The organism is Paraburkholderia sp. BL25I1N1 (genome assembly GCF_003002025.1).
GTDB lineage: Bacteria > Pseudomonadota > Gammaproteobacteria > Burkholderiales > Burkholderiaceae > Paraburkholderia.
The window spans coordinates 77413-103500 of the sequence record NZ_PVZB01000017.1; the positions used below are offsets into that span (position 1 = coordinate 77413).

Consider the following 26088-nt stretch of genomic DNA (forward strand, 5'->3'; position numbering starts at 1 on the left):
CACCAGGTACTGGAGGAAGACATGGCGTCGCTCAACACGCAGTCGCGCGGATACGCGCGCAAGCAGCAGATTCGTCCGCTGGCGGGTTCGCTGCTGGCCCTGGCAATCGGTTTCGGCATCGCCACCGCGCACGCCGACGACGCGCTGCCGAAGTTGGCCAGCAAGACTCCGCTGAAGGTCGGCTTCGCGCAGACCGAAAGCAACAATCCATGGCGTCTGGCGGAAACCAAGAGCTTCAAGGACATTGCCGCGAAGTGCGGCTGGCAGTTGGTCATGACCGACGCCAACAGTTCGAACTCCAAGCAGGTGTCGGACATCCAGAACATGATCGCGCAGCACGTCGATCTGCTGGTGTTCCCGCCGCGCGAAGAAAAGCCACTTGCGCCGGTCGTGCTGCAAGCTAAAAAGGCCGGCATTCCGGTGATCCTGGTCGACCGTAATGTCGATCAATCGGTCGCCAAGGCGGGCCGGGACTACATCACTTTCATCGGCTCGGACTTCATCGATCAAGGCCATCGCGCTGCTGACTGGCTCGTCAAGGCGACGGGCGGCAAGGCGAAGATCATCGAACTCGAAGGCACCACCGGCGCGTCCGCCGCGAACGATCGCAAGAAGGGCTTCGACGAAATCATCGCGAAGAACCCGGGCATGACGATCATCGCGTCGCAAAGCGGCGACTTCGCGCGCGACAAGGGTCGCCAGGTCATGGAAACGCTGTTGCAGGCGCATCCGGACGTGACCGCCGTCTACGCGCACAACGACGAAATGGCGCTCGGCGCGATCGCTGCGATCAAGGCCGCCGGCAAGCAGCCGGGCAAGGACATACAGATCGTCACGATCGACGGCACCAAGGGCGGCATGGACGCGATCGCGGCCGGCGAACTCGGCGCGAGCGTGCAGTCGAGCCCATTCTTCGGCCCGCTCGCGTGCGACGTCGCGCAGCGTTACGCGAAGGGCGAAAAGATCCCGACGTGGGTTAAGGTCTCCGACAAGTTCTACGACAAGAGCAACGTGCAGCAGAACATGCAGGACGGCTATTGATCACGAAGCGGAGTTGTACGCGCAGTTGCGAAGTTTGAGCGCCATGCTTTGACGGAGCGTCCACGCGCTCCGGCGGCGCCCCGAAGGAAGTCCCCCGCCCCGAAGCAAGTCCGTTAGATGCATCGGAATCGGGGGATTGCCTCGCAGGACGTCCCCGCCCCGAATCTGTCTCCTCGGGGGGCGGGCGACGGGAAGGGTTCGGAGCGACGCGTTCGTGGCAGCACGAACCGTCGCTTCGCTTTTATGCGGCGTAACATGGTTCGCCAACACTGCCCGCACAAGAGCCCGAACGAGGGCCACACTGGCTCGCATGTGCAGCGCAAAGCGCGCACGCGGCAAATCAGGCAGCACCTGATCAGGAGGACATCCGTGACGGAATCCGGCAAAGAGACGCCACACTCCCCCCTTACGCGTTCGCCGCTGCTGGAGATGCAGGACATCGGCATCAGCTTCGGCGGCGTACCCGCGTTGCGCAGCGCCAATCTGAGCGTCGCCGCTGGCGAAGTGCATGCGCTGATCGGCCAGAACGGCGCGGGCAAATCGACCATGATCAAGATCCTGACCGGCGCGTATCGACGCGGCTCGGGCAGCGTGCGCTTCGAAGGCCGCGAAGTCGATTTCCGCACGCCCAAGCAGGCGCGCGAGGCCGGCATCAGCACGATCTATCAGGAGATCAACCTGGTGCCGTTCCGCTCGGTGGCGGAAAACATTTTCCTTGGCCGTGAGCCGCGCCGCTTCGGCTTGATCGACTGGCGCGCGGTGCAGCAACGCGCCGCCGCGCTGCTCGAATCGTTCGGTTTGCAGATCGATGTGAAGAAGCCCGTCGGCCGCTATTCGACCGCGATTCAGCAGATGGTCGCGCTCGCGCGCGCGGTGTCGTCGGACGCGAAGATGGTCATCATGGACGAGTCCACTTCATCGCTCGACGAACGCGAAGTGGAGCTGCTGTTCACTGTGGTGCGCAAGCTGCGCGACGACGGCCGCGCGGTGATCTTCGTGTCGCACCGGCTCGACGAACTCTACGCGCTGTGCGACCGCGTTACCGTGATGCGCGACGGCGAGACGGTCGCGCAAAGCGCCATGGCGGACATGGACAAACTGCAACTCGTCACGACGATGCTCGGCCGCACACTCGCCGCCGTCGTGCAGGACGACGCCGAAGCACGCGAAGCGAACCTCGCGCGACGCGGCAAGCAGATGATCGCGGCCACGCAACTGAGCGCGCACCCGAAGGTGAGCGACGTTTCACTCGAAGTGCACGCCGGAGAAGCCGTAGGTCTTGCCGGCCTGCTCGGCTCGGGCCGCACCGAAACCATGCGGCTCATGTTCGGCGCCGATCCGCTGGAGCAAGGTTCGCTCTCGATCGGCGGCGAGACAGTCGCGCTGAAGTCGCCGCAGGACGCAATCTCGCGCGGTCTCGCCTATCTCACCGAAGACCGCAAGGCCGAGGGCATCGTCCCCGAACTCTCGGTGCGCGACAACCTCACGCTGGTCTGTCTGCGCACGCTGACCAGGAATGGCGTGGTCGACGTGAAGAAACAGCAGGCGATTGTCGATCGCTTTATTCTGTCGCTCGGCATCAAGCTGCGTTCCGCCGATCAGCCGATCCGCGAACTGTCGGGCGGCAATCAGCAGAAGGTTCTGCTGGCGCGCTGGCTGGCCGCCGAGCCTTCGCTCCTGCTGCTCGACGAACCGACGCGCGGCATCGACGTCGGCGCCAAAGCGGATGTGGCGAAGATCGTGCGCGAGCTGCGCGACGCGGGCCTCGCCGTGCTGCTGTCCGCTTCCGAACTGGAGGAGCTGACCGCTGTGGCCGATCGCGCGGTGGTGATCCGCGACGGCCGCACAGTCGCCGAACTGAATGGCGCCGACATGAGCGAGACCGCGATCATGGACGCCATCGCCTACGGCAGCGACGGCCATTCGCAACTCGCGGAAGCCGCGCAAACGGCAAACGCCGCACACATCGAAGACGCGTTGGAGGACGACCGTCATGGCGCTTAAGTTGCACACCGAATCGTTGCATACCGAGCCGCCGCTCGGGGAAACCGCCCAGCAGACGGCGGCCGCTTTGCCCGCCTCCCCGGCAACCACGGTGCGTAAATGGCGCCATCTCGCCATGCAGCGCGAAGTCATCGTGCTGCTCGCGATGGTGCTGTTCAACCTGATCTTCACGCCGCACTTCTGGTCGCTGCAAACCTTCAACGTCAACATGACGCAGGTGGTGACGATCGTGATCGTCGGCATCGGCATGACGCTGGTGGTAGCGACGGGCGGCATCGATCTGTCGGTGGGCGCGTCGATGGCAATCTCCGGTGCGCTCGCGCCGATGCTGTTCCTGAACATCGCCGGGCCCGGCGGCATCGCGCTCGCGTTCGTGCTGCCGGTACTCGCCGCCGCGCTGTGCGGCGTCTTCAACGGCTTGCTCGTCACGAGGTTATCCGTGCAGCCGATTGTCGCGACGTTGGTGCTGTTCATTGCCGGACGCGGCATCGCGCAGGTCGTCACCGACGGCAGCCTGCAGGCGTTCAACACGCCCGCCTTTCAGTGGATCGCGCTCGGCAAGGTCGCGGGCGTGCCCTTTCAGGTGCTGCTGATGCTGGCGCTGGTCGTCCTGTTCGCGTGGGTCGTGCGCAAGACGCTGTTCGGCCAGTATCTGCTGATCACCGGTGGCAATGAAAAAGCCGCCTATCTATGCGGCGTGCCGACGGCCACCGTGAAGCTGATCGCCTACACGCTCTGCGCGGCGCTCGCGGGGTTGGCGGGGCTGATCTCGATCTCCGTGAATTCATCCTCGGATGCGAACGTGGTCGGACTCGGCGTCGAACTCGATGCGATTGCCGCGGTCGCCGTCGGCGGCACGGCGCTGACGGGCGGCAAGGCGTATATCGGCGGCACGCTGATCGGCGCGCTGATCATCCAGTTGCTGCGCTACACGCTGCTCGCGCACGGCATTCCCGACGCGGCGGCGCTGGTGGTGAAGGCCGCCATCATCGTCGCGGCGGTTTATGTGCAGCGGCGCTCCCGCTAAGTCTCGCTAACTCGCGCGCCTCAGAGAAAATTCCGGACTCCAAGCGATGAAAAAGAATCTTCCTATCCTGCTCGCGCTGGCCGCGCTCGTCGTGTTCGGCCTCGTGCGCTACGAGCATTTCGGCTCGGCGTACAACATCACGTCGTTCTGGCGTTACAACTCGATGTTCGCGCTGATCTCGGTCGGCATGGCGTTCGTGATCATCACGGGCGGCATCGACCTGTCGGTGGGGACCGTGGCCGCGCTGGCAAGCGTTGTCGCCGCGCTGACCAGTGTCCATGGCGGCTGGGTTGCCGTGCTGGCGGGATGCGCAGCGGGACTCGCGGTCGGCGTGCTCAACGGACTAATCATCACGCGCCTGAAAATCCTGCCGTTTATCGTCACGCTCGCTACGAGCCTCGGCGCGCACGGCGTCGCGCTGCTGCTCGGCAAAAACGATGCGGTGTCGATTGCCGCCGAGTCGAACTTCGGCAACTTCGGCCAGGGCGATCTGTTCGGACTGCCGATTCCCGGCATCGTCGCGGTGGTGGCGGCGCTGGCCGGCTGGCTGGCGCTGCGTAGTACGCGCTTTGGGCGGCACTCGCTGGCTATCGGCGGCAGCGAGGAAGCAGCGCGGCTGATGGGTCTGAACGTCGACCGCACGCTGGTGACGGCGTATGCGGTAAGCGGTCTGCTCGCCGGCATGGCGGGCGTGATCCTCGCCGCGCAATTCGGCGCGGGACAACCTAACGAAGGCGTCGGCTGGGAGCTGTTCGCGATCTCGGCGGTGGTGCTCGGCGGCACGCTGCTGACGGGCGGCGAAGGTTCGATCGCGATGACGATCGCCGGCGTGTTGTTGCTCGGTCTGGTGTTCAACCTGCTGAACTTCGAGAACGGGCTAGGGTTTATCAGCTTGTCGGCGTACTGGCAGTCAGTGATTCGCGGCGTGTTCCTGCTGCTGGTGATCGTGTTGCAGGCTCGCGTGCTGAGACAACGAGGGAAAAAACGGGTCGCGGCTCCGGCGTGATTGGCTGAACCACGCGGCTTGAATGATGCATTCGACGTGGCGGGGTGACGGCTCAGAGCGCGCCGCTGATTTGCTTTCCTTTGCCGCGCCTCGGAGTAATCAAAATGGCAAACGTTCAAACCTCGGCTTCAACTGGGATTCCGGCGTGCCTGACGGCCATCGCACCGCCTTTGTGTACCAACACGGCGCCGTCGCAGTTGACCGATAAAAACGCGGTCACGGACACGCCGCGACGCTTTTTCTCTCCGTGCGTCGCCCTTTTTGCCAGTTTTATCAGCAGGGTCAATGCTGCAGCGCATGGCGGGTTTCGGTATCATCCTGAAAATGTTGCCCGCGTGGCGCGCCTACCCGGCGCATCCCGGACAACCGATGGCAGCCGCCCTGCGCGGCATTCGCCCATCGCCGCACCCCTGCTGAAGCGCGTAGCCGCACCACGCCGACGTATTCCGCGGCGCCGATCGCAACGACAGCCGGCGCCGACGCTTCCAGGTCCGGTAACCCGCATGACCACGCTCAACCGCCGCGCCGCAGCCCCCAGGCAGCGGGCGCGGTAAAATAGCGGATTGCGCGTGATTCCCGTATGGGTGAGCGCAGCATCGCCCTTGCCGTGCCGGCCGGCTCAAAACGACTGGCCGCCCTTGTTTTCGCACTATCCAAGAAGCCATGAGCAACCTGAATTCACAAACCGTCCTGAGCGTCCATCACTGGACCGATACGCTTTTCAGCTTCACCTGCACGCGCGACCCGGGGTTCCGTTTCGAAAACGGCCAGTTCACGATGGTCGGCCTCGAAGTCGACGGCAAGCCGCTGATCCGCGCCTACAGCCTCGCGAGTGCGAACTACGAAGAGCACCTCGAATTCCTGAGCATCAAGGTGCAGGACGGCCCGCTCACGTCGCGTTTGCAGCATCTGAAGGTCGGCGACGAAGTGCTGATCGGCAAGAAGCCGGTCGGCACGCTGATGGCCGACAACCTGCTGCCGGGCAAGACGTTGTGGCTGTTGTCCACCGGCACGGGCCTCGCGCCGTTCATGTCGATCATTAAAGATCCGGACATTTACGAGCGCTACGAGCGCGTGGTGCTCACGCACACCTGCCGTTTCGTCGACGAACTGGCGTACAAGGAATACATCACGGATCACTTGCCGGCGCACGAGCATCTGGGCGAGCTGGTTCAGGAAAAGCTGCTGTACTACCCGACTGTCACGCGCGAAGCGTTCCAGAACCGTGGCCGTATCACCGAACTGATCGAAACCGAAAAGCTGTTCGCCGACCTCGGCGTGCCGGGCTTTTCGCTCGAAAACGACCGCGTGATGCTCTGCGGCAGCCCGCATATGCTGCGCGACACGCGCAAGCTGCTCGACGACGCAGGTTTCCAGGAAGGCAGCAACAACTCGCCGGGTCACTACGTGGTCGAAAAGGCCTTCGTCGGCTGAGTCACGTTCCGACCTTCGCGGCCCGCCGCCGCGAAATCAGCAAAAGGAGCCTATGGGCTCCTTTTTTTTGCCCAGTTACAATTCGGCGTCGCCGGACTGACATTCGGCGTCGGTATTCTTCCTACAAAACAGGCGTTACAATTCATCGACCATTGCGTGAAATGTGGGCGCTAACCCTTGGTGCGACTGCATTTTTTCTTTTAATGAGATATCATCGCGGCGCATCATCAGTCGAATTGTCCTGCCTGTCGTGGCCCGTCCGCCATGTTACTGAATGTAAATTTCGTTACGTCACACTGTAGCGATTCATCCGTTGCGTCCTAAGCGCGACGGCCTGCACCTGGAGGCTAGAGACCCACATGCGTTCTTTCGTCTTCGCGCCGCTCATGCGCATCCGCTTCGCTGTCCACAGCGTTTCCTGACAGGGAAAGTCATGGATACGTCGACCGTCGTCCGGTTCACCGCCCCTCTTGCTTCGTCACCGGCACGTGACGGATTCGACGCGTGCGCCGCGGCCGATCCGGTTGCGCTGACCTCGCCGGCCGATCGGGAACTTGCGCGGCTGCGCGCCCGGGTGCGCGAACTCTCGGCCGAACTGGTTCAGGCGCAGGAAGCCGCTTGCCGCCATGTGGCGCGCGAGTTGCACGATGGCGTGGGCGCCGAACTGACGGCGACGCGTTTCGCGCTCGCCGGCGTCGAAACCTGGCTGCCGGCCGACGCGCCGCCGCAGTGCGCCGCCGCGCTCGCCGTGGCGAACCGGTCGCTCGACGCGGTGTGCGAGGCTAGCCGCCAGGCTGTCGCGGAACTGCATGCGCCGTCGCTCGAAGCCGGCATTGTCGGCGCGCTGGCGCACTGGGCCGGCGACTTCGCCGCACGCACGCAACTGCGCACGAGCTTTGTGTGCGCCGCCGACGTGCGCCTCACGCGTCTGCCGGCCGACGCCGCACTGGCCGTGTTCCGCGTCGCGCAGGAAGCGCTCAACAATATCGCCAAGCACGCGCGCGCCGAATCCGCCGATGTGCGGATCGAAACCAGCCGCCGTCACCTCACGCTGCTCATCAGCGACGACGGTGTCGGCGTCACGCGCAACACCCGCAGCCGTCCTGGCCATTTCGGCCTGAGCGGCATGCAGGCGCGCTGCGCGGCTTTCGACGGCACACTGCGCCTGAGCGCCCGGCGCGCCGGTTCTGAGCGCGGCGAGAACAACGAGAACGGCAAGGCGTCGCGCGGCACCCTCGTGCGCGCGCGTTTTGCCTGGGACGCGATGCTGGAGCACGCGCCGCGCGCGGCCCGGCACGCGCTGCAATTGTGAGCACGCCATCATGAGCCTGCGCATTTTGCTCGCCGACGACCACGCGGTGGTTCGCCAGGGCGTCCGCCAGTTGCTGCTCGATCGCGGCGTGGCGCGCGAAGTCACCGAAGCGCAAAGCGGCGCCGAAGCGCTCGACGCCGCTGCCCGGCACGCCTACGACGTGGTGCTGCTGGACATTTCGCTGCCCGACATGAACGGCGTCGAAGTGCTCAAGCGCATGAAGCGCAAGGCGCCGCGCGCGGCCGTGCTGATGTTCTCGATGTACCGCGAGGACCAATACGCCGTGCGCGCCCTGAAGGCAGGCGCCGCCGGCTACCTGTCGAAAACCGTCGACGCCGCCCAGATGATCAGCGCGATCAAACAGGTCGCGGCGGGCCGCAAATACGTGAGCCCGGCGATGGCCGAGGCGCTCGCCGACTACGTTTCCTTCGACGGCGAACAGTTGCCGCACGAAAAGCTCTCCGACCGCGAATATCAGACGCTGTGCATGCTCGCGTCGGGCAAGCGGCTGACGGATATTGCCGTGGCGCTCTCGCTGTCGGTGAAAACGGTCAGCGTGTACCGCACCCGGCTGCTCGAAAAAATGAAGCTGCGCAATAACGCCGAGCTGACGTTCTATGTGATGAGCAACCGGCTCATTGATCTGAATCCGGCGATGGCGGGCTGACAGCCGCTAGACGCCAGCGCGGCGTTAGGTCGCTGGGTCGCTGGGTCGCTGAACAACTCGCCCTTGCCGGCGCTCATTTGCAAGAAGGCGGTTCTCGCCTGGTTGGCTGCGCATCGAGCGAAAACCTTTGCGGGCGTTGCCTGGCCCGCCTCGGACGGGAGTGCCCCCGAGTCACGTCGAACAGGGATTTTCGGCCTCTGCATCCCGCCGCTAAAAGCACGTCCCAACATGGTGCAAGGCGTGCATCCGTTAAAATCGCGGGTTTTCCGACATTCGGCGCGCAACACGCGTGCACTACTGGAGACCCCGCCAATGTCCCTGTTTCGCAAGAAGAGCGTCGAGCACATGATCGCCGCGAGTGCCCAGAACGCCGGTCTCAAGAAAGCGCTCGGCGCGCTCGATCTGACCTTTCTCGGCGTCGGCGCCATTATCGGCACCGGCATTTTTGTGCTGACCGGCACCGGCGCCGTGCAGGCCGGTCCGGCTCTGATGATCTCGTTCCTGATCGCCGCGGTCGCCTGCGGCTTTGCCGCCCTAGCCTACGCCGAATTCGCGTCGACGATTCCGGTGGCCGGGTCGATCTACACCTATTCGTATGCGACGCTCGGCGAACTGGCCGCGTGGATCATCGGCTGGGACTTGATGCTCGAGTATGGGCTGGCCACCTCGGCGGTATCGGTGGGCTGGTCGGGTTATCTGCAATCCTTGCTGTCGGGCTTCGGCGTGTCCTTGCCGGTGGCGCTGACGGCCGCGCCGGGCGCGTTGCCCGGTCATGACACGCTCTTTAACCTGCCCGCCTTCCTCGTGATGATGGCGATCACCGCGCTGTTGTCGGTCGGCGTGCGCGAGTCAACGCGGATCAACAACGTCATGGTCGCGATCAAGGTCGTCGTGGTGTTGCTGGTGATTGGCGTGGGCGTGTTTCACGTGACGCCGGCCAATTGGCATCCGTTCATGCCGAACGGCTGGAACGGCGTGTTCGGCGCGGCGGCGGTGATGTTCTTCGCGTTCATCGGATTCGATTCGGTGTCGTCCGCGGCGGAAGAGGTGAAAGATCCGAAGCGCGATCTGCCCATCGGGATCATTGCGTCGTTGGGCGTTTGCGCGGTGTTGTATGTGGCGGTGGCCGCTGTGGTGACCGGCATCGTGCCGTCGGCGCAGTTCGCGAACATTTCGCATCCGGTGTCGTATGCGTTGCAGGTGGCTGGTCAGAAGTGGGTCGCGGGGTTTATCGACCTTGGCGCCGTGCTGGGCATGCTGACGGTGATTCTCGTGATGGCTTACGGGCAGACGCGGGTGATTTTCGCGATGTCGCGGGATGGGCTGTTGCCGGCGAGGCTTTCGCGAGTGCATCCGCGGTTTGCCACGCCGTTTTTTACGACCTGGCTTGTTGGGATTTTCTTTGGGTTGATCGGCGCGCTCGTTCCGTTGAATGTGCTCGCTGAGCTGATCAATATCGGTACGTTGGCAGCGTTTTCGATGGTGTCGATTGCAGTGCTGGTTTTGCGGAAGACGCATCCGGATTTGCCGAGGGCGTTTCGGTGTCCCGGGGTGCCGGTTGTGCCGGTTTTGGCGGTGGCCGCGTGTCTGTTTTTGATGGTTAATCTTCAGGCGGTTACTTGGGGCGCGTTTGTTGTTTGGTTGCTGGTTGGGATGGTTATTTATTTTGGGTATTCGCGGCGGCATTCAAAGCTGAGTAAGTGATTTTCTCCACTCCGCGCGGGATACGGTTTTCTTGTTCTCGGGTGCTGGCCTTTTCATTGCTCGTCTAAATGCGTTGCACGAGAATGAGAAGGCCAGTCGTCGTAACCGGGTGTGAACGCTGGAGCCACTCTCGCCCGTCTTCAAGGCGCGCGGGACTCAGCGGCCGAGTCGGGGCAATATCGGCGCAGATGTGGATAGGCGGCATCGATTAAAGCGTTTAACCGTTTAATCGATGCATGGCTCATAGCCGATTCAAATGGCATACCTTAAATACGCGCGCGCGTTGCTGGCCGCCAAAATTGCAGATCGATTCCATTTTTTGAGAAGCCAGAGCCAGTAGTATCGCGACTTTCACCTGAAAATGAGGTTGGCAAATGGCGTGGAAGTACAGCCAGGCGACTGGCGTTATATCTCATGATGGAAACTCGTTGACGCCCGCGGCATACTCGGGGATCGGGCCGGGCAAAAATAATCCCTCTGCGCAAATGCAGGAAAGTATCGGTCCGATTCCCCGCGGCGCATGGACAATAGGCCAGCCGTTCACGCACCCGCATGCCGGACCTTACACACTGCGGCTGTCCCCACAAACGGGTACGGTCACGTTCGGCCGCTCGGGTTTTCTGATTCACGGCGATAGCAGCGTCCATCCGGGACAGGCTTCAAATGGCTGCATCATTACCGGCATGAACAACCGTCAACACATATGGGCGAGCGGCGATCACACGCTGATCGTAACGCAATGAAAATACTTCCGTTCATTGCCGCGCTCGCATTGGCGGCCCCTGCCCTCTGCTTCGCGGGCTCGCCCCTCGAATGCAAGAGCTGGCCCACCAATATCGCAATCGTGTATCTGAAAAACGCGGGGATTACCGATCCGACCAGGCTGGACGAATCGAAAACCCGTGCGGTTCGCGTTGCCTCGGAGAAGATCGGCAAAGGTCTTTGGCGTGATGTCTATGACATTACGTTTCACGAGCGCGGCGGACGGTCGATCGAAGTCATCACATCTAGCCAGGCCGGCTCGGTGGAGTGCTCGATGTCGGATCCGGTTGTGTGGGTTGTCTCGGAAAAACTTCCGAAATAGGCAAGTCCTAAACCACACCCCCAAAGCCCCCCGCGCAAAAAACCCCTCATAGCGCCCCAGCCCAATTTGTGCTTTACTTTTCTGCAGCCTTATAAAAACCCGAAGCACCCGCAATCGGACCCCGCGAAACAGGCAACAAAAGAAAAAGCAAAAGGTCCGGTCTCACCCCATAAGGAGACAACTTCATGGCGATCAGCATCAGTCTGACGGTGAACGGCGCGCCCATCAGCGCGTCAATCGATCCTGGCACCCTGCTAGTCCAGTTCCTTCGCGACCAACTGCGCCTGACAGGCACGCACGTCGGCTGCGATACAGCCCAATGCGGCGCATGCACAGTCCACCTCAACGGACGCGCGATCAAATCCTGCAACATCCTCGCCGTGCAAGCGGAAGGCGCGGAAATCACCACCATCGAGGGGCTCGCCAAAGACGGCGCACTGCACCCCATGCAGGCGGCCTTCAGACACTGCCACGGACTGCAGTGCGGCTTCTGCACGCCCGGCATGGTGATGAGCGCGGTCTCGCTCGTCCAGCGTCAACCGAATCTCACCGGCGACGACGTGCGCGCCCAGCTCGACGGCAATCTGTGCCGCTGTACGGGTTATCACAACATCGTCAAAGCAGTGCTCGAAGGCGCCGAAGGCATGAACTCCGCCGGCTCGGCCAATGCGGCCGCGAATGCCAGCTCACAGGCCGACGCGCAAGCCACCGCACCGGCCACCGCCTGAGGAGCCGACGATGAACGCACCCGACACTCACCTGATTGGCGCTTCCGTCGAACGTAAGGAAGACTATCGTTTCCTCACCGGCAACGGCCAGTACACCGACGACATCGTCCTGCCCCAGCAAACCTATGCCGTATTCCTGCGCTCGCCTCACGCGCACGCGAGGATCAACAGCATCGACACCGCCGCGGCCAGACAATCGCCCGGCGTGGTCGCGATCTTCACCGGCGCGGACATGGCGGCGGACAACGTCGGCGGCCTGCCTTGCGGCTGGCTGATCCATAGCACCGACGGCAAGCCGATGAACGAGCCGCCGCATCCGATCATCGCGCACACGAAAGTACGGCACGTCGGCGATCAGGTCGCGCTCGTCATAGCCGATTCGATCAAGGCCGCGAAAGACGCCGCCGAATTGATCGAAGTCGACTACGACGTGTTGCCGGCCGTGGTGGACACCGCGCACGCGGCCGACGCCGGCCAGGCCGCCGTGCACGATGAAGTGCCCGACAACGTCTGCTACAACTGGGGCCACGGCGACAAAGCCGCCACCGACGCCGCCTTCGCCAAAGCCGCGCACGTCACCACGCTCGACATCGTCAATAACCGCCTGATCCCGAACGCGATCGAACCGCGCGCGGTCAACGCGAGCTATTCGGTGCAGGACGACAGCTACACGCTCTATGTCGCAAACCAGAATCCGCACGTGGAGCGGCTGTTGATGGCGGCGTTCGTGCTGTCGCTGCCGGAATCGAAACTGCGTGTGATCGCGCCGGACGTCGGCGGCGGCTTCGGATCGAAGATTTTCCTGTACGCCGAAGACGTGGCGCTGACGTGGGCGTCGAAGAAAATCCGCCGTCCGGTGAAGTGGACGGCCGAGCGCTCGGAAGCGTTCGTTTCCGACGCGCATGGCCGCGATCACGTGACCAAGGCCGAACTGGCCATGGACGCGGACGGCAAGTTCCTCGGCATGCGCATCCACACGACCGCCAACATGGGCGCGTATCTGTCCACGTTCGCGTCGGCCGTGCCGACCATTCTGTACGCCACGCTGCTCGCCGGCCAGTACGCCACGCCCGCGATCTACGCGGAAGTGAAAGCGGTCTTCACCAACACCGTTCCCGTCGATGCCTATCGCGGCGCGGGCCGCCCCGAAGCGACCTACGTGGTGGAGCGGCTGGTGGAAACCGCCGCGCGCGAGATGAAGCTAGACCCGGCCGAGATTCGCCGCCGCAACTTTATCCGCGAGTTTCCGTACGCGACGCCGGTCGGCCTCACCTACGACACCGGCGACTACGAAACCATCCTCGCCCGTTCGCTCGAACTCGCGGACGTCAAAGGCTTCGCGGCACGCAAACAGGAATCCGAAAAGAACGGCAAACTGCGCGGCCTCGGCTACTCCTGCTACATCGAGGCATGCGGTCTCGCGCCGTCGAATATAGCGGGCGCGTTGGGCGCGCGGGCCGGCCTGTTCGAAGTCGGTCAGATTCGCGTGCATCCCACCGGGTCGGTCACCGTGTTCACGGGCTCGCATAGTCACGGCCAGGGGCACGAGACGACCTTCGCGCAAGTGGTCGCCGACCGGCTCGGCATTGCGCTGGAAAGCGTCGAGGTCGTCCACGGTGACACCGGCCGCATTCCGTTCGGTATGGGCACGTACGGCTCGCGTTCGATCGCGGTCGGCGGCTCGGCGATCATGAAGGCGCTCGACAAGATCGAAACCAAAGCGAAGAAGATCGCCGCGCATCTGCTCGAAGCCGCGGCAGAAGACATCGAGTTCAAGGACGGCGTGTTCCGCGTCGCGGGCACGGACCGCACCAAGGCATTTGCGGACATCTCGCTCGCCGCCTACGTGCCGCACAACTATCCGCTCGACGTGCTGGAACCCGGCCTCGAAGAAAGCGCGTTCTACGATCCGACCAACTTCACCTATCCATCCGGCGCGTACATCTGCGAGATCGAAGTCGATCCGGAAACGGGCGTGTGCCGGATCCAGAAGTTCACCGCGGTCGATGATTTCGGCAACGTGATCAATCCGATGATCGTCGAGGGCCAGGTGCATGGCGGGCTCGCGCAGGGCATCGGCCAGGCGATGCTGGAGCGCTGCGTGTACGACAACGAGAGCGGCCAGTTGCTGTCGGGCTCGTACATGGACTACGCGATGCCGCATGCGTCCGATCTGCCGGACTTCACGGTCGAAACCGCGAAGGGCACACCGTGCACGCACAATCCGCTCGGCGTGAAAGGCTGCGGCGAAGCGGGCGCGATCGGCTCGCCGCCGGCGGTGATCAACGCGATCCTCGACGCGCTCGCGCCGCTCGGCGTGACCGACCTGCAAATGCCGGCGACGCCGCATCGCGTGTGGTCCGCGATTCACGCGGCCAAACAACCTCATTGAGATCCTGAGCGGAGCATTCGACATGTATTCATTCGAGTATCAACGCGCGACGGATCCCAAAGCGGCCGCCGCCATTCTCACCGCCGACAGCGACGCCAAGTTTCTGGCCGGCGGCCAGAGCCTTTTGCCTACCATGCGGTTGCGGCTTGCCCAGCCGTCGCAACTGATCGACGTGACGCGCATTCCCGCGCTCAAGGCGATCACCGTCGATGCGAAAACGGTGACCATCGGCGCCGCCGTCTGTCACGCCGATGTGGCGGATCACGCGGAACTTCGGCGTGTCTTGCCGGGCCTCGCGGAGCTCGCCGCGCACATCGGCGATCGACAGGTGCGCGCGCTCGGCACGATAGGCGGCTCGCTCGCCAACAACGACCCGGCCGCGTGTTATCCGGCGGCGGCGATGGGGTTGGATGCGACCATCGTCACAGATCGGCGGCGCATCGCGTCGAGCGACTTCTTCGTCGGCATGTATGAAACGGCGTTGGCGCCCGACGAGCTAATCGTCGCCGTGGAGTTTCCCGTGCCCGAGCGCGCGGCATACGAAAAATTCCGGAACCCCGCTTCGCACTTTGCGCTGGTCGGCGTGTTCGTCGCGAAGTTCGCGAGCGGTGTGCGCGTCGCGGTGACGGGCGCGGCGGCGTCGGTGTTTCGTGTGCCGGAGTTGGAAAGCGCACTGTCGGCGAACTTCACGCCCGAAGCCGCACGCGGGGTGACGGTGTCGGCGGCCGATCTGAACACCGACATGCACGCGAGTGCCGACTATCGCGCGCATCTGATTCCGGTGCTGGCCGCACGCGCGGTGACGAAGGCGAACGCTTAGCGTTTCCTCGCTGTTCGCGGCTGGTGTGATCTGCGCTCACGCAGGGCACATCAGCCGCATTCGCTCACGTGCGTGAATGCGGCCTGGCTTCGTTGGTATCGCTTCATTGCGCAGATCCAGGAACACCATGCAGCCCGCTTCAATCGACGACACCCTCGCTCAACTCGCCGCCCAAAGTTATTTCGCCAGCCGCGAGCTGGCGACCGCGCTGTATCTCGCGCTGCGCATGGAGCGGCCATTGTTCGTCGAAGGCGAGCCGGGCGTCGGCAAGACGGAGCTCGCCAAGGCCGCGGCGGGCATGCTCGGCACCTCGATGTTGCGCCTGCAATGTTATGAAGGTCTCGATACGGCAAGCTCGCTCTACGAGTGGGACTATCCGCGGCAAATCATGGCGCTGCGTCTTGCCGAAGCCGCCGGCGAACGGCCCGACAACGACACCTTGTATCGCGGCGAATTTCTGCTGAAGCGGCCGTTGCTGCAAGCGTTGATGCCGGATGAAAATCATCCCGGCGCGCGGCGCGTGTTGCTGATCGACGAGATCGACCGCGCCGACGAGCCGTTCGAAGCCTTTCTACTGGAACTGCTTTCGGACTTCCAGGTATCGATTCCCGAATACGGCACGGTCCGCGCGGAGCAACCCCCGCTCGTCGTGATGACCTCGAACCGGACGCGCGAAGTGCATGACGCGCTGAAGCGCCGCTGCCTGTATCAATGGATCGGCTATCCGGATCGGGATCGCGAGTTGGAGATCGTCGCTGCTCGCGCGCCGCAAACGTCGGCGGAATTGCAGCGGCGTGCGGTCGATTTCGTGCATCGGCTGCGCGGCATGGATCTGTTCAAGGCGCCTGGCATCGCTGAGACGATAGATTGGTGCCGCGCGTTGGAGGCGTTGTCGGTAACCGAGCTCGATCCGCAATCCGTGCACAACACGCTCGGCGTTCTGCTCAAGTATCAGGACGATCTGGCACGCGTCGATGCCGCGCAAATCGCGCAGTGCCTTGCAGCGCCTGGATAGCCGGCATGACGAACTCACTCGACGACACGCCCACGCTCGCCCGCAACGTCGTCCACTTTGTGCGGGTGCTGCGCGGCGCCGGTTTGCCGATGTCGCCCGCGCAAGCCGTCGATGCGCTGGCCGCGCTGCACTGGATCGACCTCGGCCGCCGCGACGACGTGCGCGCCGCCCTCGCCGCGTCGCTAGTCTCCGCGCCCGACGAACGCGATCTGTTCAACGCCGCGTTCGATCTGTTCTGGCGCGATCCCGATTGGGAAGGCAAGCTGCGCGCGCTGCTTCTGCCAAAAGTCCGCGACGGCCTGCCGCCGCCCAAACGCAACAACCGTCTCGCCGACGCGCTGGCCGTCCGCGCGCCGCAGTCGCCGCATAGCAAAGCGCAGCAGGAAACCGAGCGACACGAACTGCATGCGCACATCACCTTCAGCGCGGAAGAGCGGCTGCGTCATCGCGATTTCGACACGCTTTCCGCTGATGAATGGCGCACTTTGCGTCATCTGATTCGCGGCCAGCGTCTGCCGCTCGCCGCCGAGCCGACGCGTCGTCTGAAAGCGGCGTCGCACGGCACGCACGCGGACTTGCGCGCGAGTGCCCGGCACGCAGTCCGTGCGGGCGGCGACTGGACCGTGTGGAAATATCGCGCGGTGGTCGAACGCAAACCGCCGCTCGTGTTGCTGCTCGACATCTCCGGTTCGATGAGCAGCTATTCGCGCGCGGTGCTGTATTTCTGCCACGCGTTGCTGCAATCGCGCGAACGCCTGCAAGTGTTTCTGTTCGGCACGCGGCTCACCAACGCGACGTGCGCGCTGCGCGAGCGCGATCCCGACGTGGCGATCGCGACGCTCACCGAGCAGGTGGTCGACTGGTCGGGCGGCACGCGGATCGGCGCGGCGCTTGCCGAGTTCAACCGCCGCTGGGCCCGGCGTGTGCTGACCGGCCGGGCTACGGTGCTGCTCGTCACCGACGGCCTCGATCACGAAGCGATCGACGTGCTCGACACCGAGATGGCCCGCCTGCACCGCTTCGCACACCGCATCATATGGCTCAATCCGCTGCTGCGTTTTAGCGGCTTTTCTCCGAAAGCGCGCGGCGTGCAGGCGATCCTGCCGTATGTCGATGCGCATCGTCCGGTTCATAATCTAGACAGCCTGACGGCGTTCGGCCGCGACCTCGCGCAACTCACGCGCGCGCCGCGTCGCAGTGCCGGCGTCACAGGCACCGCAGGAGCGACATCATGGAATTGATCGAAACCCATACGCTGCCCGTTTCGCAGCAGCGCACATGGGACGCGCTGAACGACACCGAGGTTCTGCGCGCCTGCATTCCCGGCTGCGAAAGCATCGAACCCGACGGTGAAAATGCCTATGTGGTGGCGCTGAGCGCCGCAGTCGGGCCGGTCAAAGCGCGCTTCAAGGGGCGCATGCAACTCACCGACATCGAGGCGCCAAACTCGTACAGCATCGTGTTCGAAGGCCAGGGCGGCGCCGCGGGCTTTGCCAAGGGCAACGCGCATGTCTCGCTCGAGGCCGACGGCGATGCCGCCACCAAGCTCAGTTACACGGCGAGCGCGCAGGTCGGCGGCAAGCTCGCACAGATCGGCTCGCGGCTCGTCGACGGCGCAGCGCGTAAAATTGCAGGCGAGTTCTTCAAACGCTTCGGCGCCCAGGTAGGCGGCGGCGATGAGGGCGCCGCAGCCCCGAACGCCGGGGAAAATGCAGCAGATGAAACGGTGCCGCACAATACAGCATCGAATGAGGCCGCGGACGGCGAGTCCGGCGGCGACGCAACGAAAAGGAAGAAATCATGGACAGCGTGGATCTCGAAGTCCTGAAGTCCAGCGCTCGCTGGCTCGAAGAAGGACATCGCGCGCTACTGGTGACGGTGGTGAAGACGTGGGGCTCGTCGCCGCGTCCCGAGGGCGCGATGCTCGCGGTGCGCGATGACGGACTCGTGGTGGGCTCGGTTTCGGGCGGATGCATCGAAGACGATCTGATCGACCGCGTGCGGCAACGCGGTATCGAGCAGACACGGCCGGAAGCGGTCAAGTACGGCATCACGGCGGAAGAAGCGCATCGCTTCGGCCTGCCGTGCGGCGGCACGATCCAGTTGGTGCTCGAACCGCTGACACCCGAAAGCGGCATTGCCGAACTGTGCCACGCGGTGGAGAACGGACGCCTCGTGGCCCGCGAAGTGAATATGACGACGGGCGCCACGCACCTCGAAGACGCGCAGGCAACCGACGGCGTGCATTTCGACGGCGAGCGTCTGCTGACGATTCACGGCCCGCGTTATCGCATGCTGGTAATCGGCGCGGGACAACTATCGCGCTATCTGTGCCACATTGCGGTGGGGCTCGATTATCAGGTCACCGTGTGCGATCCGCGTGAGGAATACACCGAGGAGTGGGACATCCCCGGCACGAAGATCGTGCGCACCATGCCCGACGACACGGTGATCGAGATGAAACTCGACGAACGCTGCGCCGTGATCGCGCTCACGCACGACCCGAAGCTCGACGATCTCGCGCTGATGGAAGCGTTGAAGACGCCGGCGTTTTATGTCGGCGCGTTGGGTTCGCGAAGGAATAATCAGGCGCGGCGCGAACGTCTCAAGGAGTTCGATCTGAACGATACGGAGCTGGCCCGCTTGCACGGACCGGTTGGGATTTATATCGGCAGCCGCACGCCGCCCGAAATCGCGGTGTCGATTCTCGCCGAAGTGACGGCGGCCAAGAACGGCGTTTCGCTGCCGACCTTGCTTCAGGTCGAAGGCGCCAAGGCAGCGCGCGAAATCGCGGCTTCCGGCGGGGCGGCTTGTAGCGTTTGAAGATTTGTTCGATCGCAACGCGCGGCATCCGCTTGACATCTACGCGGCGCAAACCGACTCTAACGGGCGATCCCGTCAACGTTACGTTCGGATACCAGCCTGCCATGCGCGTCCCTTTTCTGGTCTGTCTTGCATCTCTCGGCTGGCTTGCCGGCATCCACGGCGCGGGCGCGAGCGTTCCCGCCAAACTGGACGATCCGTACACCAACGAAGGCGAGACGCAAACCTTCACCGTCAACGCCGACGGCTCGTTCACCAAGCTCGATTCGATGACGCTGCACGTGAATAACGAAGCCGGCGTCGCGCGGGTCGCGCAGCAATATGTCTGGTTCAATCGCAACATGGCGGACGTGCAGATCCTCGAGGCCTACACGATCACCGCCGACGGCGTGCGTCACGACGTGCAGCCCGAGCAGATCCGCAACGTTCAGGAAGCCCGTTCGTTCGACGCGCCGATGTTCCAGGACATCCAGGAAAAGGTGATCGTGTTCCCCGCCGTCGAGCCAGGCGCACGCGTGCATCTCACCTATCGCAAGACGCAGAAGCAGCCCATCGTGCCGGGCGAATTCAGCGACTTCACACCGCCCGACCTCGCGCCGACGCACAACTTCCGTCTCATCTACGATCTGCCCGCCGACAAGCCGCTTTATGCCGACGCGCGTGGTTTCACCGCCGTGCAACCCGTGACGAGCGACGGCCGCACGCGCTACGAATATCGCTACGACAAGGCGCACTTCAGCCGGCTGGAACGCGGCTCCATTGCGTACGTTTCGTATGGCGACCGGCTGATGGTGTCGACCTTCCCCGACTACGCCGCGTTCGCCGCAACTTACCGCGAATCGGCGGCGGACCCGAGCGCGCACGACGCGGCCGTCACGCGTCTCGCGCAACAACTCACCGAGCACGACCGCACCCCGCGCGACAAGGCCAAAACACTGTACGACTGGGTGCGCCGCAACGTGCGCTACGTGGCGATCAATGTCGGACGCGGCGCCGTCGTGCCGCACAACGCGAGCGCGGTGCTCGCGAATCGCTATGGCGATTGCAAGGATCACGTGGCGCTGTATGGCGCGTTGCTCGACGCGGCGGGCGTGCGCAACGAGCCGGCCTTGATCAGCAGCGGCACGATCTACACGCTGCCGAGCGTGCCGGGCTACGGCGTCATCAATCACGTCATTACGTGGCTGCCGGATTTGCAGCAATACGTTGACTCGACCGCCTCGAATGTCGAGTTCGGTTTTCTGCCGTCCTCCGATATGAACCGGCCGACCGTGCTGGTCGGCGAGGGCGTGCTGTCGCGCACGCCCGCCACCATGTTGATGACGCGCAGGACCGATCTGTCGATCAAAGTCGAACCGGATGGCTCCGCGAGCTTTACCTACCGGCTGGAAGCGGCCGGCGCTTCGGCTGAACAGGCGCGCTCGATGTTGCGCACGCAGACACCGGCGCAACGCGAGGAGTCGATTCAGGCCGAACTGCGCAGCGCCAACCTGCGTGGCACCGCGACGCTCGTCACCAATGACCTCGGCGTCGCCGACGGCCCGCTCGTCATTACGATGAAAGGCACGCTGGAAAGTCTCGTGGTGCCGGGCGCGGCGGCGTCGATTCCAGCGTTGACGAGTCTGGCCGGCGGCCTCGCGGCGGATACGCGTTACTGGCTCGGCGAGCGCCGGCGCACGCAGCCGTTCGTCTGTCACAACCTGGCGTTGCACGAACGCGCGCGCATCGAGTTCCCCGCCAATTTTCACGTGCTCGACATGCCGGAGGCGAAACGAACCCAGGATCGCTTCGTCGATTTCGAGTCGCAGTACACGTTCGATCCGCTCAGCAACGTCGTCACGATGACGCGCGACGGCACGACGCACTTCGATAGCGACGTCTGCACGCCCGACGACTTCGTGCAGATGCGTCCCGCAATCGAAGCAATTGGGCGCGACGTGCGAGCGGAGGTGATCGTCAGATCGACGCTGGTGGATTCGTCGAGCGTTGCCGCGCAGGCGCCGTGAGCGCCTGCTTCAGAGCGCACGCGCTCAAACGGGCCAGAGCGGCCCTTCCTGCATCGCGCCAAGCTGCTCGCGCAACTCCAGGATGCGCTCTTCCCAGTAACGCTGCGTGTTGAACCACGGAAACGCCGCGGGGAAAGCCGGATCGTCCCAGCGACGCGCGAGCCACGCCTGATAATGAATCAGCCGCAGCGTGCGCAGCGCTTCGACCAGATAGAGTTCGCGCGGCTCGAAGTCGCAGAAGTCTTCGTAACCGGCGAGCAGATCCGCCAGCGCGCGCGACGCTTCAACGCGCTCGCCGGGCAGCAACAGCCACAAATCCTGCACCGCCGGTCCCATGCGGCTGTCGTCGAAATCGACGAAGTGCGGCCCCGCGTCGGTCCATAACACGTTGCTCGGATGACAGTCGCCATGCATGCGCAGCATGCGGATGTCGCCGGCCCGTTCGAACGCGCGCTCCACGCCTTCGAGCGCGAGGTTCACCACGGTTTCCCACGCGGTGCGCACGTCGTCCGGCACGAAACGGTGCGCGAGCAGAAAGTCGCGCGGTTCATAGCCGAAAGTGTGGATGTCGAGCGTGGGACGTTCGGTGTAATTCTGTGTCTGGCCGACCGCATGGATTCGGCCGATGAAACGCCCGAGCCATTCGAGCGTGTCGCGCCGGTCGAGATCCGGCGCGCGGCCGCCGCGACGCTCGAAGATGGAAAAGCGGAAACCGTCGAACGTATGCAGCGTGCGGCCATCGAGAGCAAGCGCGGGCACAGCCGGAATCTCACGCGCGGCGAGATCGGCGACGAAAGCATGTTCTTCGAGGATAGCGGCGTCGCTCCAGCGCTCGGGACGGTAGAACTTCGCGACCACGGGCGGGCCGTCTTCCACGCCCACCTGGTAGACGCGATTCTCGTAGCTGTTGAGCGGGAGCATACGGCCGTCGGTGCGCACGCCGACTGTACTGAGCGCGCTGTCGAGCGCGTCGAGCACGATTTCCGGCCTGAGCCGGGCGAAAGGCACAGCGCTGTTCGCGCTGTCCTGTGGATCGAGGATGTCGTCGTTCATGCCCGCATTGTGCGCCGCGCCGCCGTCAAAGACGAGGGCGACGGCTCACAAGCGGAATGAACAGCGGAACGACCGCGGCTTACAACTTGCACACGGCTCACACTCAAACTGCCTTCAATGCATCTGCGCGCTCGACGGTCGGACTTGCTCGCCCGTATCGATCAGGTCTTCAAGGAAAAAGGGTTCAGTATTCAGGTGCGGCGAAGCGCCGGGCTCGCCGGCATACCACGCCACCATGGCCATGTCGCCGAGAATGCGCATGACGATCCCGCGCGCGCCTTGCGGCACCGCGATATGCACCGATCGAACAATCGAACCGATTTGCATGATGTTTCCCCGTTTCTCCCATAGCCGGCTTTATGATTTCGCGCCGGTCAATGTGATGATAAAAGCGCCGCCCCGCCGATAACGTTGCGTACGCACCCAATCTGCTGCGCGTGATACGCGTGAAAGGTTCGAGTCATTGTTCCCGTTTTGCGGGGCCGGGGAAAGCGCGAACTCAGGGCTCTTCACCCCTTGTTTCGCCCTATTCCCATTACGGCGCGCTAGACCGATGATTCGGAGCGTAACGCGTCGCAACGAGACCATCATAAACCCTGGTGGGGTGAGATATCAAAAACGTGCATCAACTAGACCATTTGCTCAAGCGGACCGCCCCTGCGGCCTTTGCGCGCTGCGGCGGCGCGCGTCCCGCCGCTCACGTTCACCGCCTCTATGGCGCGGCCTTGCGCGGGTTTGAGCGGCCCGACTAGTCATGTGGATCGTTCGTCTCGCGCTGCGGCGCCCCTACACATTCGTCGTCCTGGCCCTCCTATTGCTGATCGTCGGACCTTTGACGATCCTGCGCACGCCCACCGACATCTTCCCCAATATCGACATTCCGGTGCTCTCGGTGATCTGGTCGTATAACGGCCTGCCCGCCGACGAGATGGAAAAGCGCATCGTGCTGAACTACGAGCGCGGGCTGTCGGTGGCGGTCAACGACATCGAGCACACCGAGTCGACCTCGCTGAACGGCATCGCCGTCATCAAGATCTTTTTCCAGCCGCACGCGAATATCGACGAGGCGCTGGCCGAGGTCACCTCGCTGTCACAAACGCAGTTGCGCTCGCTGCCGCCCGGCATCACGCCGCCGTTCATCCTGCGCTACAACGCCTCGACCGTGCCGATCCTGCGGCTCGCATTATCGTCCGCATCGCTTACCGAGCAGGAACTGTTCGACTTCGGCAACAACTTCCTGAAAACGCAACTCGCCACCGTGCCCGGCGCGTCCGCGCCGCTGCCGTACGGCGGCAAGCAGCGCCAGATCATGGTCGATATCGATTCGCGCAAATTGCAGGAGCGCAATCTTTCGCCGATGGACGTGGTCAACGCGGTGACCGCGCAAAATCTGATCCTACCCTCGGGCACCGCGAAAATCGGCTCGACCGAGTACTCGGTGGAAATGAACGGCAGCCCGGATTCCTTGGCGGGCCTGAACAATATCCCGATCAAGTCCACCGCCAACGGCACCGTTTATATTCGCGACGTCGCTCATGTGCGCGACGGTTTCCAGCCGCAAACCAATATCGTGCGCGTGAACGGCCAGCGTGCGTCGCTGCTGACCATCAACAAAAGCGGCAACACGTCCACGCTCGAAATCGTCGACCGCATCAAGAAGATGATGCCGGCGTTGCGCAATCTCGTGCCCGCCTCGCTGAATATCGACCCGGTCGCCGATCAGTCGCTGTTCGTGCGCGCTTCGGTGCAAGGCGTGCTGCGCGAAGCGCTGATCGCGGCCTGCCTGACCGGTCTGATGATTCTGCTGTTCCTCGGCAACTGGCGCGCCACGCTGATCATCGCCGTGTCGATTCCGCTGTCGATGATCACGTCGATCATCGCGCTCTCTATGCTTGGCGAAACCATCAACATCATGACGCTCGGCGGGCTCGCGCTCGCGGTCGGCATTCTGGTGGACGACGCGACCGTGGCGATCGAAAACATCAGCCATCAACTCGAGCAGGGCAAGACGCTGGAGCAGGCGATTCTCGACGGCGCGCATCAGATTGCGATTCCTACGCTGGTGTCCACGCTGTCCATCTGCATCGTGTTCGTGCCGATGTTTCTGCTGACGGGCGTCGCGCACTATCTGTTCATTCCGCTTGCTGAAGCGGTAGTGTTCGCCATGCTGGCGTCCTACTTCTTCTCGCGCACGCTCGTGCCGACGCTCGCGAAATACCTGCTGCGTTATCACCATAAGCCGGCGGATCTGCATCACGCCCCGGCGCAAACGCGTAATCCGTTCATGCGCGTGCACTACGCGTTTGAAGGCGGCTTCGCGCGTTTGCGCGACCGCTATCGCGTGTTTCTCGAAGCGCGCGTCGCGCGGCCGGGTCTGTTCGTGACGCTGTTTCTGGTTTGCTGTGGCGCGTCGATGGTGCTGATGCCGTTTCTCGGCCGCGACTTTTTCCCTGCCGTCGATGCAGGCACGATCGCGCTGCACCTGCGCGCGAAGACCGGCATGCGGGTGGAGGAAACGGCCGTGGTGACCGATCGTGTGGATACGCGCATCCGGCAGTTGATACCGTCAAGCGAACTGCATTCGATCATCGACAACATCGGCTTGCCGGTGTCGGGCATCAACCTCTCGTATAGCAACACCGGGACGATCGGCACCTCGGATGCGGACGTGCTGATCACGCTCAATCCCGATCATCATCCGAGCGCCGGCTACGTGCGCACCTTGCGGCGCACGCTGACCGACGAATTCCCCGGCGTGCAGTTCGCCTTCCTGCCCGCGGATATCGTCAGTCAAACGCTCAACTTCGGCATGCCGTCGCCGATCGATATTCAGATCGTTGGCCGTGACGTGGCCGGCAATCGCGTGTTCGCCGCGAAGTTGCTGAATCGGCTGCGCACGGTGCCCGGTCTCGTCGATGCGCGCATCCAGCAGCCCGCCGACTTGCCACGCATCTTTATCGACGTGGACCGCACGCGCGCGCAGCAAGCCGGCTTTTCGCAACGCGACATCGCGAGCAATCTGCTGATCACGCTGTCGGGCAGTCAGCAAACCACGCCGACGTTCTGGCTCAATCCGCGCAACGGTGTGAGCTACAACGTGATCACGGAAGCGCCGCAATACACGATCGACTCGCTGCAATCGCTCGCCAACATTCCGCTGAACGCGAATGGCCGCAGCAACATTCTCGGCTCGCTCGCCACCATGCGGCGCGAAGCGGGTAACGCGACACTCACGCACTACAACGCGCAGACCACCATCGACATTTTCGGCACCGCCGACGGCCGCGATCTGGGCGGCGTGTCCGACGACATCCGCAAGATCATCGACGACGCCAAGGCCGATCTGCCCAAAACCTCGACCATCGAAGTGCGCGGCCAGGTGCAGACCATGAACGATTCGTTCTCCGGCCTGTTCGCAGGACTCGTGTTCGCGATTTTGCTGGTGTATCTGCTGATCGTGGTGAATTTCCAGTCGTGGCTCGATCCGTTCATCATCATCACCGCGTTGCCGGGCGCGCTCGCGGGCATCGTGTGGATGCTGTTTCTCACGCACACCACGCTGTCGATTCCCGCGCTCACGGGCGCGATCATGTGTATCGGCATTGCCACCGCCAACTCGATTCTCGTGATCAGCTTCGCGCGCGAGCAGTTGCTCGAACACGGCGACGCGACGCGCGCGGCGATCGAAGCGGGTTTCACGCGTTTTCGTCCGGTGCTGATGACGGCGCTCGCGATGGTGATCGGCATGGTGCCGATGGCGATCGGTCTCGGTGAAGGCGGCGAGCAGAATGCGCCGCTCGGGCGCGCGGTGATCGGCGGTCTGACGATCGGCACGCTGGCAACGCTGATTTTCGTGCCGGTGGTGTTTTCGATGATCTACCGGCGACTAGCGGCACGTCGCTTGCGCGCGGCTGAGCATGTGGTGGGGAAGCCGTGATGCAGCGCATCTTCGTCATCGTGCCGGCAGTGGCA

General features: G+C 63.6%; 21 protein-coding genes. 19 read left to right on the forward strand and 2 right to left on the reverse strand.

Annotation, left to right across the window (positions count from 1 at the left end; genetic code table 11):
- Positions 1-21: 21 nt before the first annotated feature.
- The 18 genes from B0G73_RS24915 (at position 22) to B0G73_RS25005 (ending at position 21063) form a co-directional block, all read left to right on the forward strand.
- Positions 22-1041: an ABC transporter substrate-binding protein gene (locus B0G73_RS24915; protein ID WP_106283902.1), complete on the forward strand. Its 1020-nt coding sequence runs from the start codon at positions 22-24 to the stop codon at positions 1039-1041.
- Positions 1042-1470: 429 nt separating this feature from the next.
- A complete protein-coding gene (locus tag B0G73_RS24920) occupies positions 1471-3045 on the forward strand; it encodes a sugar ABC transporter ATP-binding protein (protein ID WP_258193428.1) in 1575 nt (524 codons plus the stop codon).
- A complete protein-coding gene (locus tag B0G73_RS24925) occupies positions 3035-4072 on the forward strand; it encodes an ABC transporter permease (protein WP_181196638.1) in 1038 nt (345 codons plus the stop codon). Before B0G73_RS24920 ends, B0G73_RS24925 begins: the two co-directional genes overlap by 11 nt.
- Positions 4073-4118: 46 nt before the next feature.
- Positions 4119-5078, forward strand: a complete 960-nt coding sequence (locus B0G73_RS24930; protein ID WP_106283904.1) for an ABC transporter permease — start codon at positions 4119-4121, stop codon at positions 5076-5078.
- A 663-nt stretch (positions 5079-5741) separates the two neighbouring features.
- Positions 5742-6512: a ferredoxin--NADP reductase gene (locus B0G73_RS24940; RefSeq protein WP_106283905.1), complete on the forward strand. Its 771-nt coding sequence runs from the start codon at positions 5742-5744 to the stop codon at positions 6510-6512.
- Positions 6513-6945: 433 nt separating this feature from the next.
- Positions 6946-7824 (forward strand): sensor histidine kinase, encoded by an 879-nt coding sequence (locus B0G73_RS24945; protein WP_106283906.1) that lies wholly within the window; start codon positions 6946-6948, stop codon positions 7822-7824.
- Positions 7825-7834: 10 nt separating this feature from the next.
- Complete coding sequence (gene rqpR, locus B0G73_RS24950; RefSeq protein WP_012431442.1) at positions 7835-8491, forward strand: response regulator transcription factor RqpR; 657 nt, start codon at positions 7835-7837, stop codon at positions 8489-8491.
- Positions 8492-8803: 312 nt separating this feature from the next.
- A complete protein-coding gene (locus B0G73_RS24955; protein ID WP_106283907.1) occupies positions 8804-10195 on the forward strand; it encodes an amino acid permease in 1392 nt (463 codons plus the stop codon).
- 428 nt (positions 10196-10623) lie between these two features.
- A complete protein-coding gene (locus B0G73_RS24960) occupies positions 10624-10938 on the forward strand; it encodes a DUF2778 domain-containing protein (RefSeq protein WP_258193427.1) in 315 nt (104 codons plus the stop codon).
- Positions 10935-11279 (forward strand): hypothetical protein, encoded by a 345-nt coding sequence (locus tag B0G73_RS24965; RefSeq protein WP_106283909.1) that lies wholly within the window; start codon positions 10935-10937, stop codon positions 11277-11279. The genes B0G73_RS24960 and B0G73_RS24965 overlap by 4 nt, the downstream gene beginning before the upstream one ends.
- Before the next feature lie 185 nt (positions 11280-11464).
- Positions 11465-12007, forward strand: a complete 543-nt coding sequence (locus B0G73_RS24970; RefSeq protein ID WP_106283910.1) for a (2Fe-2S)-binding protein — start codon at positions 11465-11467, stop codon at positions 12005-12007.
- Positions 12008-12017: 10 nt separating this feature from the next.
- The gene (locus B0G73_RS24975) at positions 12018-14399 is read left to right on the forward strand and encodes a xanthine dehydrogenase family protein molybdopterin-binding subunit (protein ID WP_106283911.1); all 2382 of its coding nucleotides are present in this window, start codon (positions 12018-12020) and stop codon (positions 14397-14399) included.
- A gap of 22 nt (positions 14400-14421) precedes the next feature.
- Positions 14422-15219: a xanthine dehydrogenase family protein subunit M gene (locus B0G73_RS24980; protein WP_106283912.1), complete on the forward strand. Its 798-nt coding sequence runs from the start codon at positions 14422-14424 to the stop codon at positions 15217-15219.
- Between the two features lie 127 nt (positions 15220-15346).
- Complete coding sequence (locus B0G73_RS24985; RefSeq protein ID WP_106283913.1) at positions 15347-16234, forward strand: MoxR family ATPase; 888 nt, start codon at positions 15347-15349, stop codon at positions 16232-16234.
- A 5-nt stretch (positions 16235-16239) separates the two neighbouring features.
- A complete protein-coding gene (locus tag B0G73_RS24990; RefSeq protein WP_106283914.1) occupies positions 16240-17475 on the forward strand; it encodes a VWA domain-containing protein in 1236 nt (411 codons plus the stop codon).
- On the forward strand, positions 17466-18062 hold the full coding sequence (locus B0G73_RS24995) for a CoxG family protein (RefSeq protein ID WP_106283915.1): 597 nt from the start codon (positions 17466-17468) through the stop codon (positions 18060-18062). Before B0G73_RS24990 ends, B0G73_RS24995 begins: the two co-directional genes overlap by 10 nt.
- Positions 18035-19057, forward strand: a complete 1023-nt coding sequence (locus tag B0G73_RS25000; protein WP_106283916.1) for an XdhC family protein — start codon at positions 18035-18037, stop codon at positions 19055-19057. Before B0G73_RS24995 ends, B0G73_RS25000 begins: the two co-directional genes overlap by 28 nt.
- Before the next feature lie 104 nt (positions 19058-19161).
- On the forward strand, positions 19162-21063 hold the full coding sequence (locus tag B0G73_RS25005; RefSeq protein WP_106283996.1) for a DUF3857 and transglutaminase domain-containing protein: 1902 nt from the start codon (positions 19162-19164) through the stop codon (positions 21061-21063).
- Between the two features lie 24 nt (positions 21064-21087).
- On the opposite strand, the gene B0G73_RS25010 is transcribed toward B0G73_RS25005, so the two are convergent.
- Both B0G73_RS25010 and B0G73_RS25015 read right to left on the reverse strand, forming a co-directional pair.
- On the reverse strand, positions 21088-22116 hold the full coding sequence (locus B0G73_RS25010; protein WP_106283917.1) for a serine/threonine protein kinase: 1029 nt from the start codon (positions 22114-22116) through the stop codon (positions 21088-21090).
- A 114-nt stretch (positions 22117-22230) separates the two neighbouring features.
- Positions 22231-22443 carry a hypothetical protein gene (locus B0G73_RS25015; RefSeq protein WP_042327325.1) on the reverse strand — a complete coding sequence of 71 codons (213 nt, stop codon included), beginning with the start codon at positions 22441-22443 and terminating at the stop codon, positions 22231-22233.
- Between the two features lie 427 nt (positions 22444-22870).
- Here B0G73_RS25015 and B0G73_RS25020 point away from each other — a divergent pair, with 427 nt between their 5' ends.
- Positions 22871-26053, forward strand: coding sequence for an efflux RND transporter permease subunit (locus B0G73_RS25020; RefSeq protein WP_106283918.1), 3183 nt, complete (start codon positions 22871-22873; stop codon positions 26051-26053).
- Positions 26054-26088: the final 35 nt, after the last annotated feature.

Bases quoted from the DNA above. Each gene is read 5' to 3' on its own strand.
- B0G73_RS24915 (WP_106283902.1), top strand. From the start codon at position 22: ATGGCGTCGCTCAACACGCAGTCGCGCGGATACGCGCGCAAGCAGCAG.
- B0G73_RS24920 (WP_258193428.1), top strand. From the start codon at position 1,471: ATGCAGGACATCGGCATCAGCTTCGGCGGCGTACCCGCGTTGCGCAGC.
- B0G73_RS24925 (WP_181196638.1), top strand. From the start codon at position 3,035: ATGGCGCTTAAGTTGCACACCGAATCGTTGCATACCGAGCCGCCGCTC.
- B0G73_RS24930 (WP_106283904.1), top strand. From the start codon at position 4,119: ATGAAAAAGAATCTTCCTATCCTGCTCGCGCTGGCCGCGCTCGTCGTG.
- B0G73_RS24940 (WP_106283905.1), top strand. From the start codon at position 5,742: ATGAGCAACCTGAATTCACAAACCGTCCTGAGCGTCCATCACTGGACC.
- B0G73_RS24945 (WP_106283906.1), top strand. From the start codon at position 6,946: ATGGATACGTCGACCGTCGTCCGGTTCACCGCCCCTCTTGCTTCGTCA.
- rqpR (WP_012431442.1), top strand. From the start codon at position 7,835: ATGAGCCTGCGCATTTTGCTCGCCGACGACCACGCGGTGGTTCGCCAG.
- B0G73_RS24955 (WP_106283907.1), top strand. From the start codon at position 8,804: ATGTCCCTGTTTCGCAAGAAGAGCGTCGAGCACATGATCGCCGCGAGT.
- B0G73_RS24965 (WP_106283909.1), top strand. From the start codon at position 10,935: ATGAAAATACTTCCGTTCATTGCCGCGCTCGCATTGGCGGCCCCTGCC.
- B0G73_RS24970 (WP_106283910.1), top strand. From the start codon at position 11,465: ATGGCGATCAGCATCAGTCTGACGGTGAACGGCGCGCCCATCAGCGCG.
- B0G73_RS24975 (WP_106283911.1), top strand. From the start codon at position 12,018: ATGAACGCACCCGACACTCACCTGATTGGCGCTTCCGTCGAACGTAAG.
- B0G73_RS24980 (WP_106283912.1), top strand. From the start codon at position 14,422: ATGTATTCATTCGAGTATCAACGCGCGACGGATCCCAAAGCGGCCGCC.
- B0G73_RS24985 (WP_106283913.1), top strand. From the start codon at position 15,347: ATGCAGCCCGCTTCAATCGACGACACCCTCGCTCAACTCGCCGCCCAA.
- B0G73_RS24990 (WP_106283914.1), top strand. From the start codon at position 16,240: ATGACGAACTCACTCGACGACACGCCCACGCTCGCCCGCAACGTCGTC.
- B0G73_RS24995 (WP_106283915.1), top strand. From the start codon at position 17,466: ATGGAATTGATCGAAACCCATACGCTGCCCGTTTCGCAGCAGCGCACA.
- B0G73_RS25000 (WP_106283916.1), top strand. From the start codon at position 18,035: ATGGACAGCGTGGATCTCGAAGTCCTGAAGTCCAGCGCTCGCTGGCTC.
- B0G73_RS25005 (WP_106283996.1), top strand. From the start codon at position 19,162: ATGCGCGTCCCTTTTCTGGTCTGTCTTGCATCTCTCGGCTGGCTTGCC.
- B0G73_RS25010 (WP_106283917.1), bottom strand. From the start codon at position 22,116: ATGAACGACGACATCCTCGATCCACAGGACAGCGCGAACAGCGCTGTG.
- B0G73_RS25015 (WP_042327325.1), bottom strand. From the start codon at position 22,443: ATGCAAATCGGTTCGATTGTTCGATCGGTGCATATCGCGGTGCCGCAA.
- B0G73_RS25020 (WP_106283918.1), top strand. From the start codon at position 22,871: ATGTGGATCGTTCGTCTCGCGCTGCGGCGCCCCTACACATTCGTCGTC.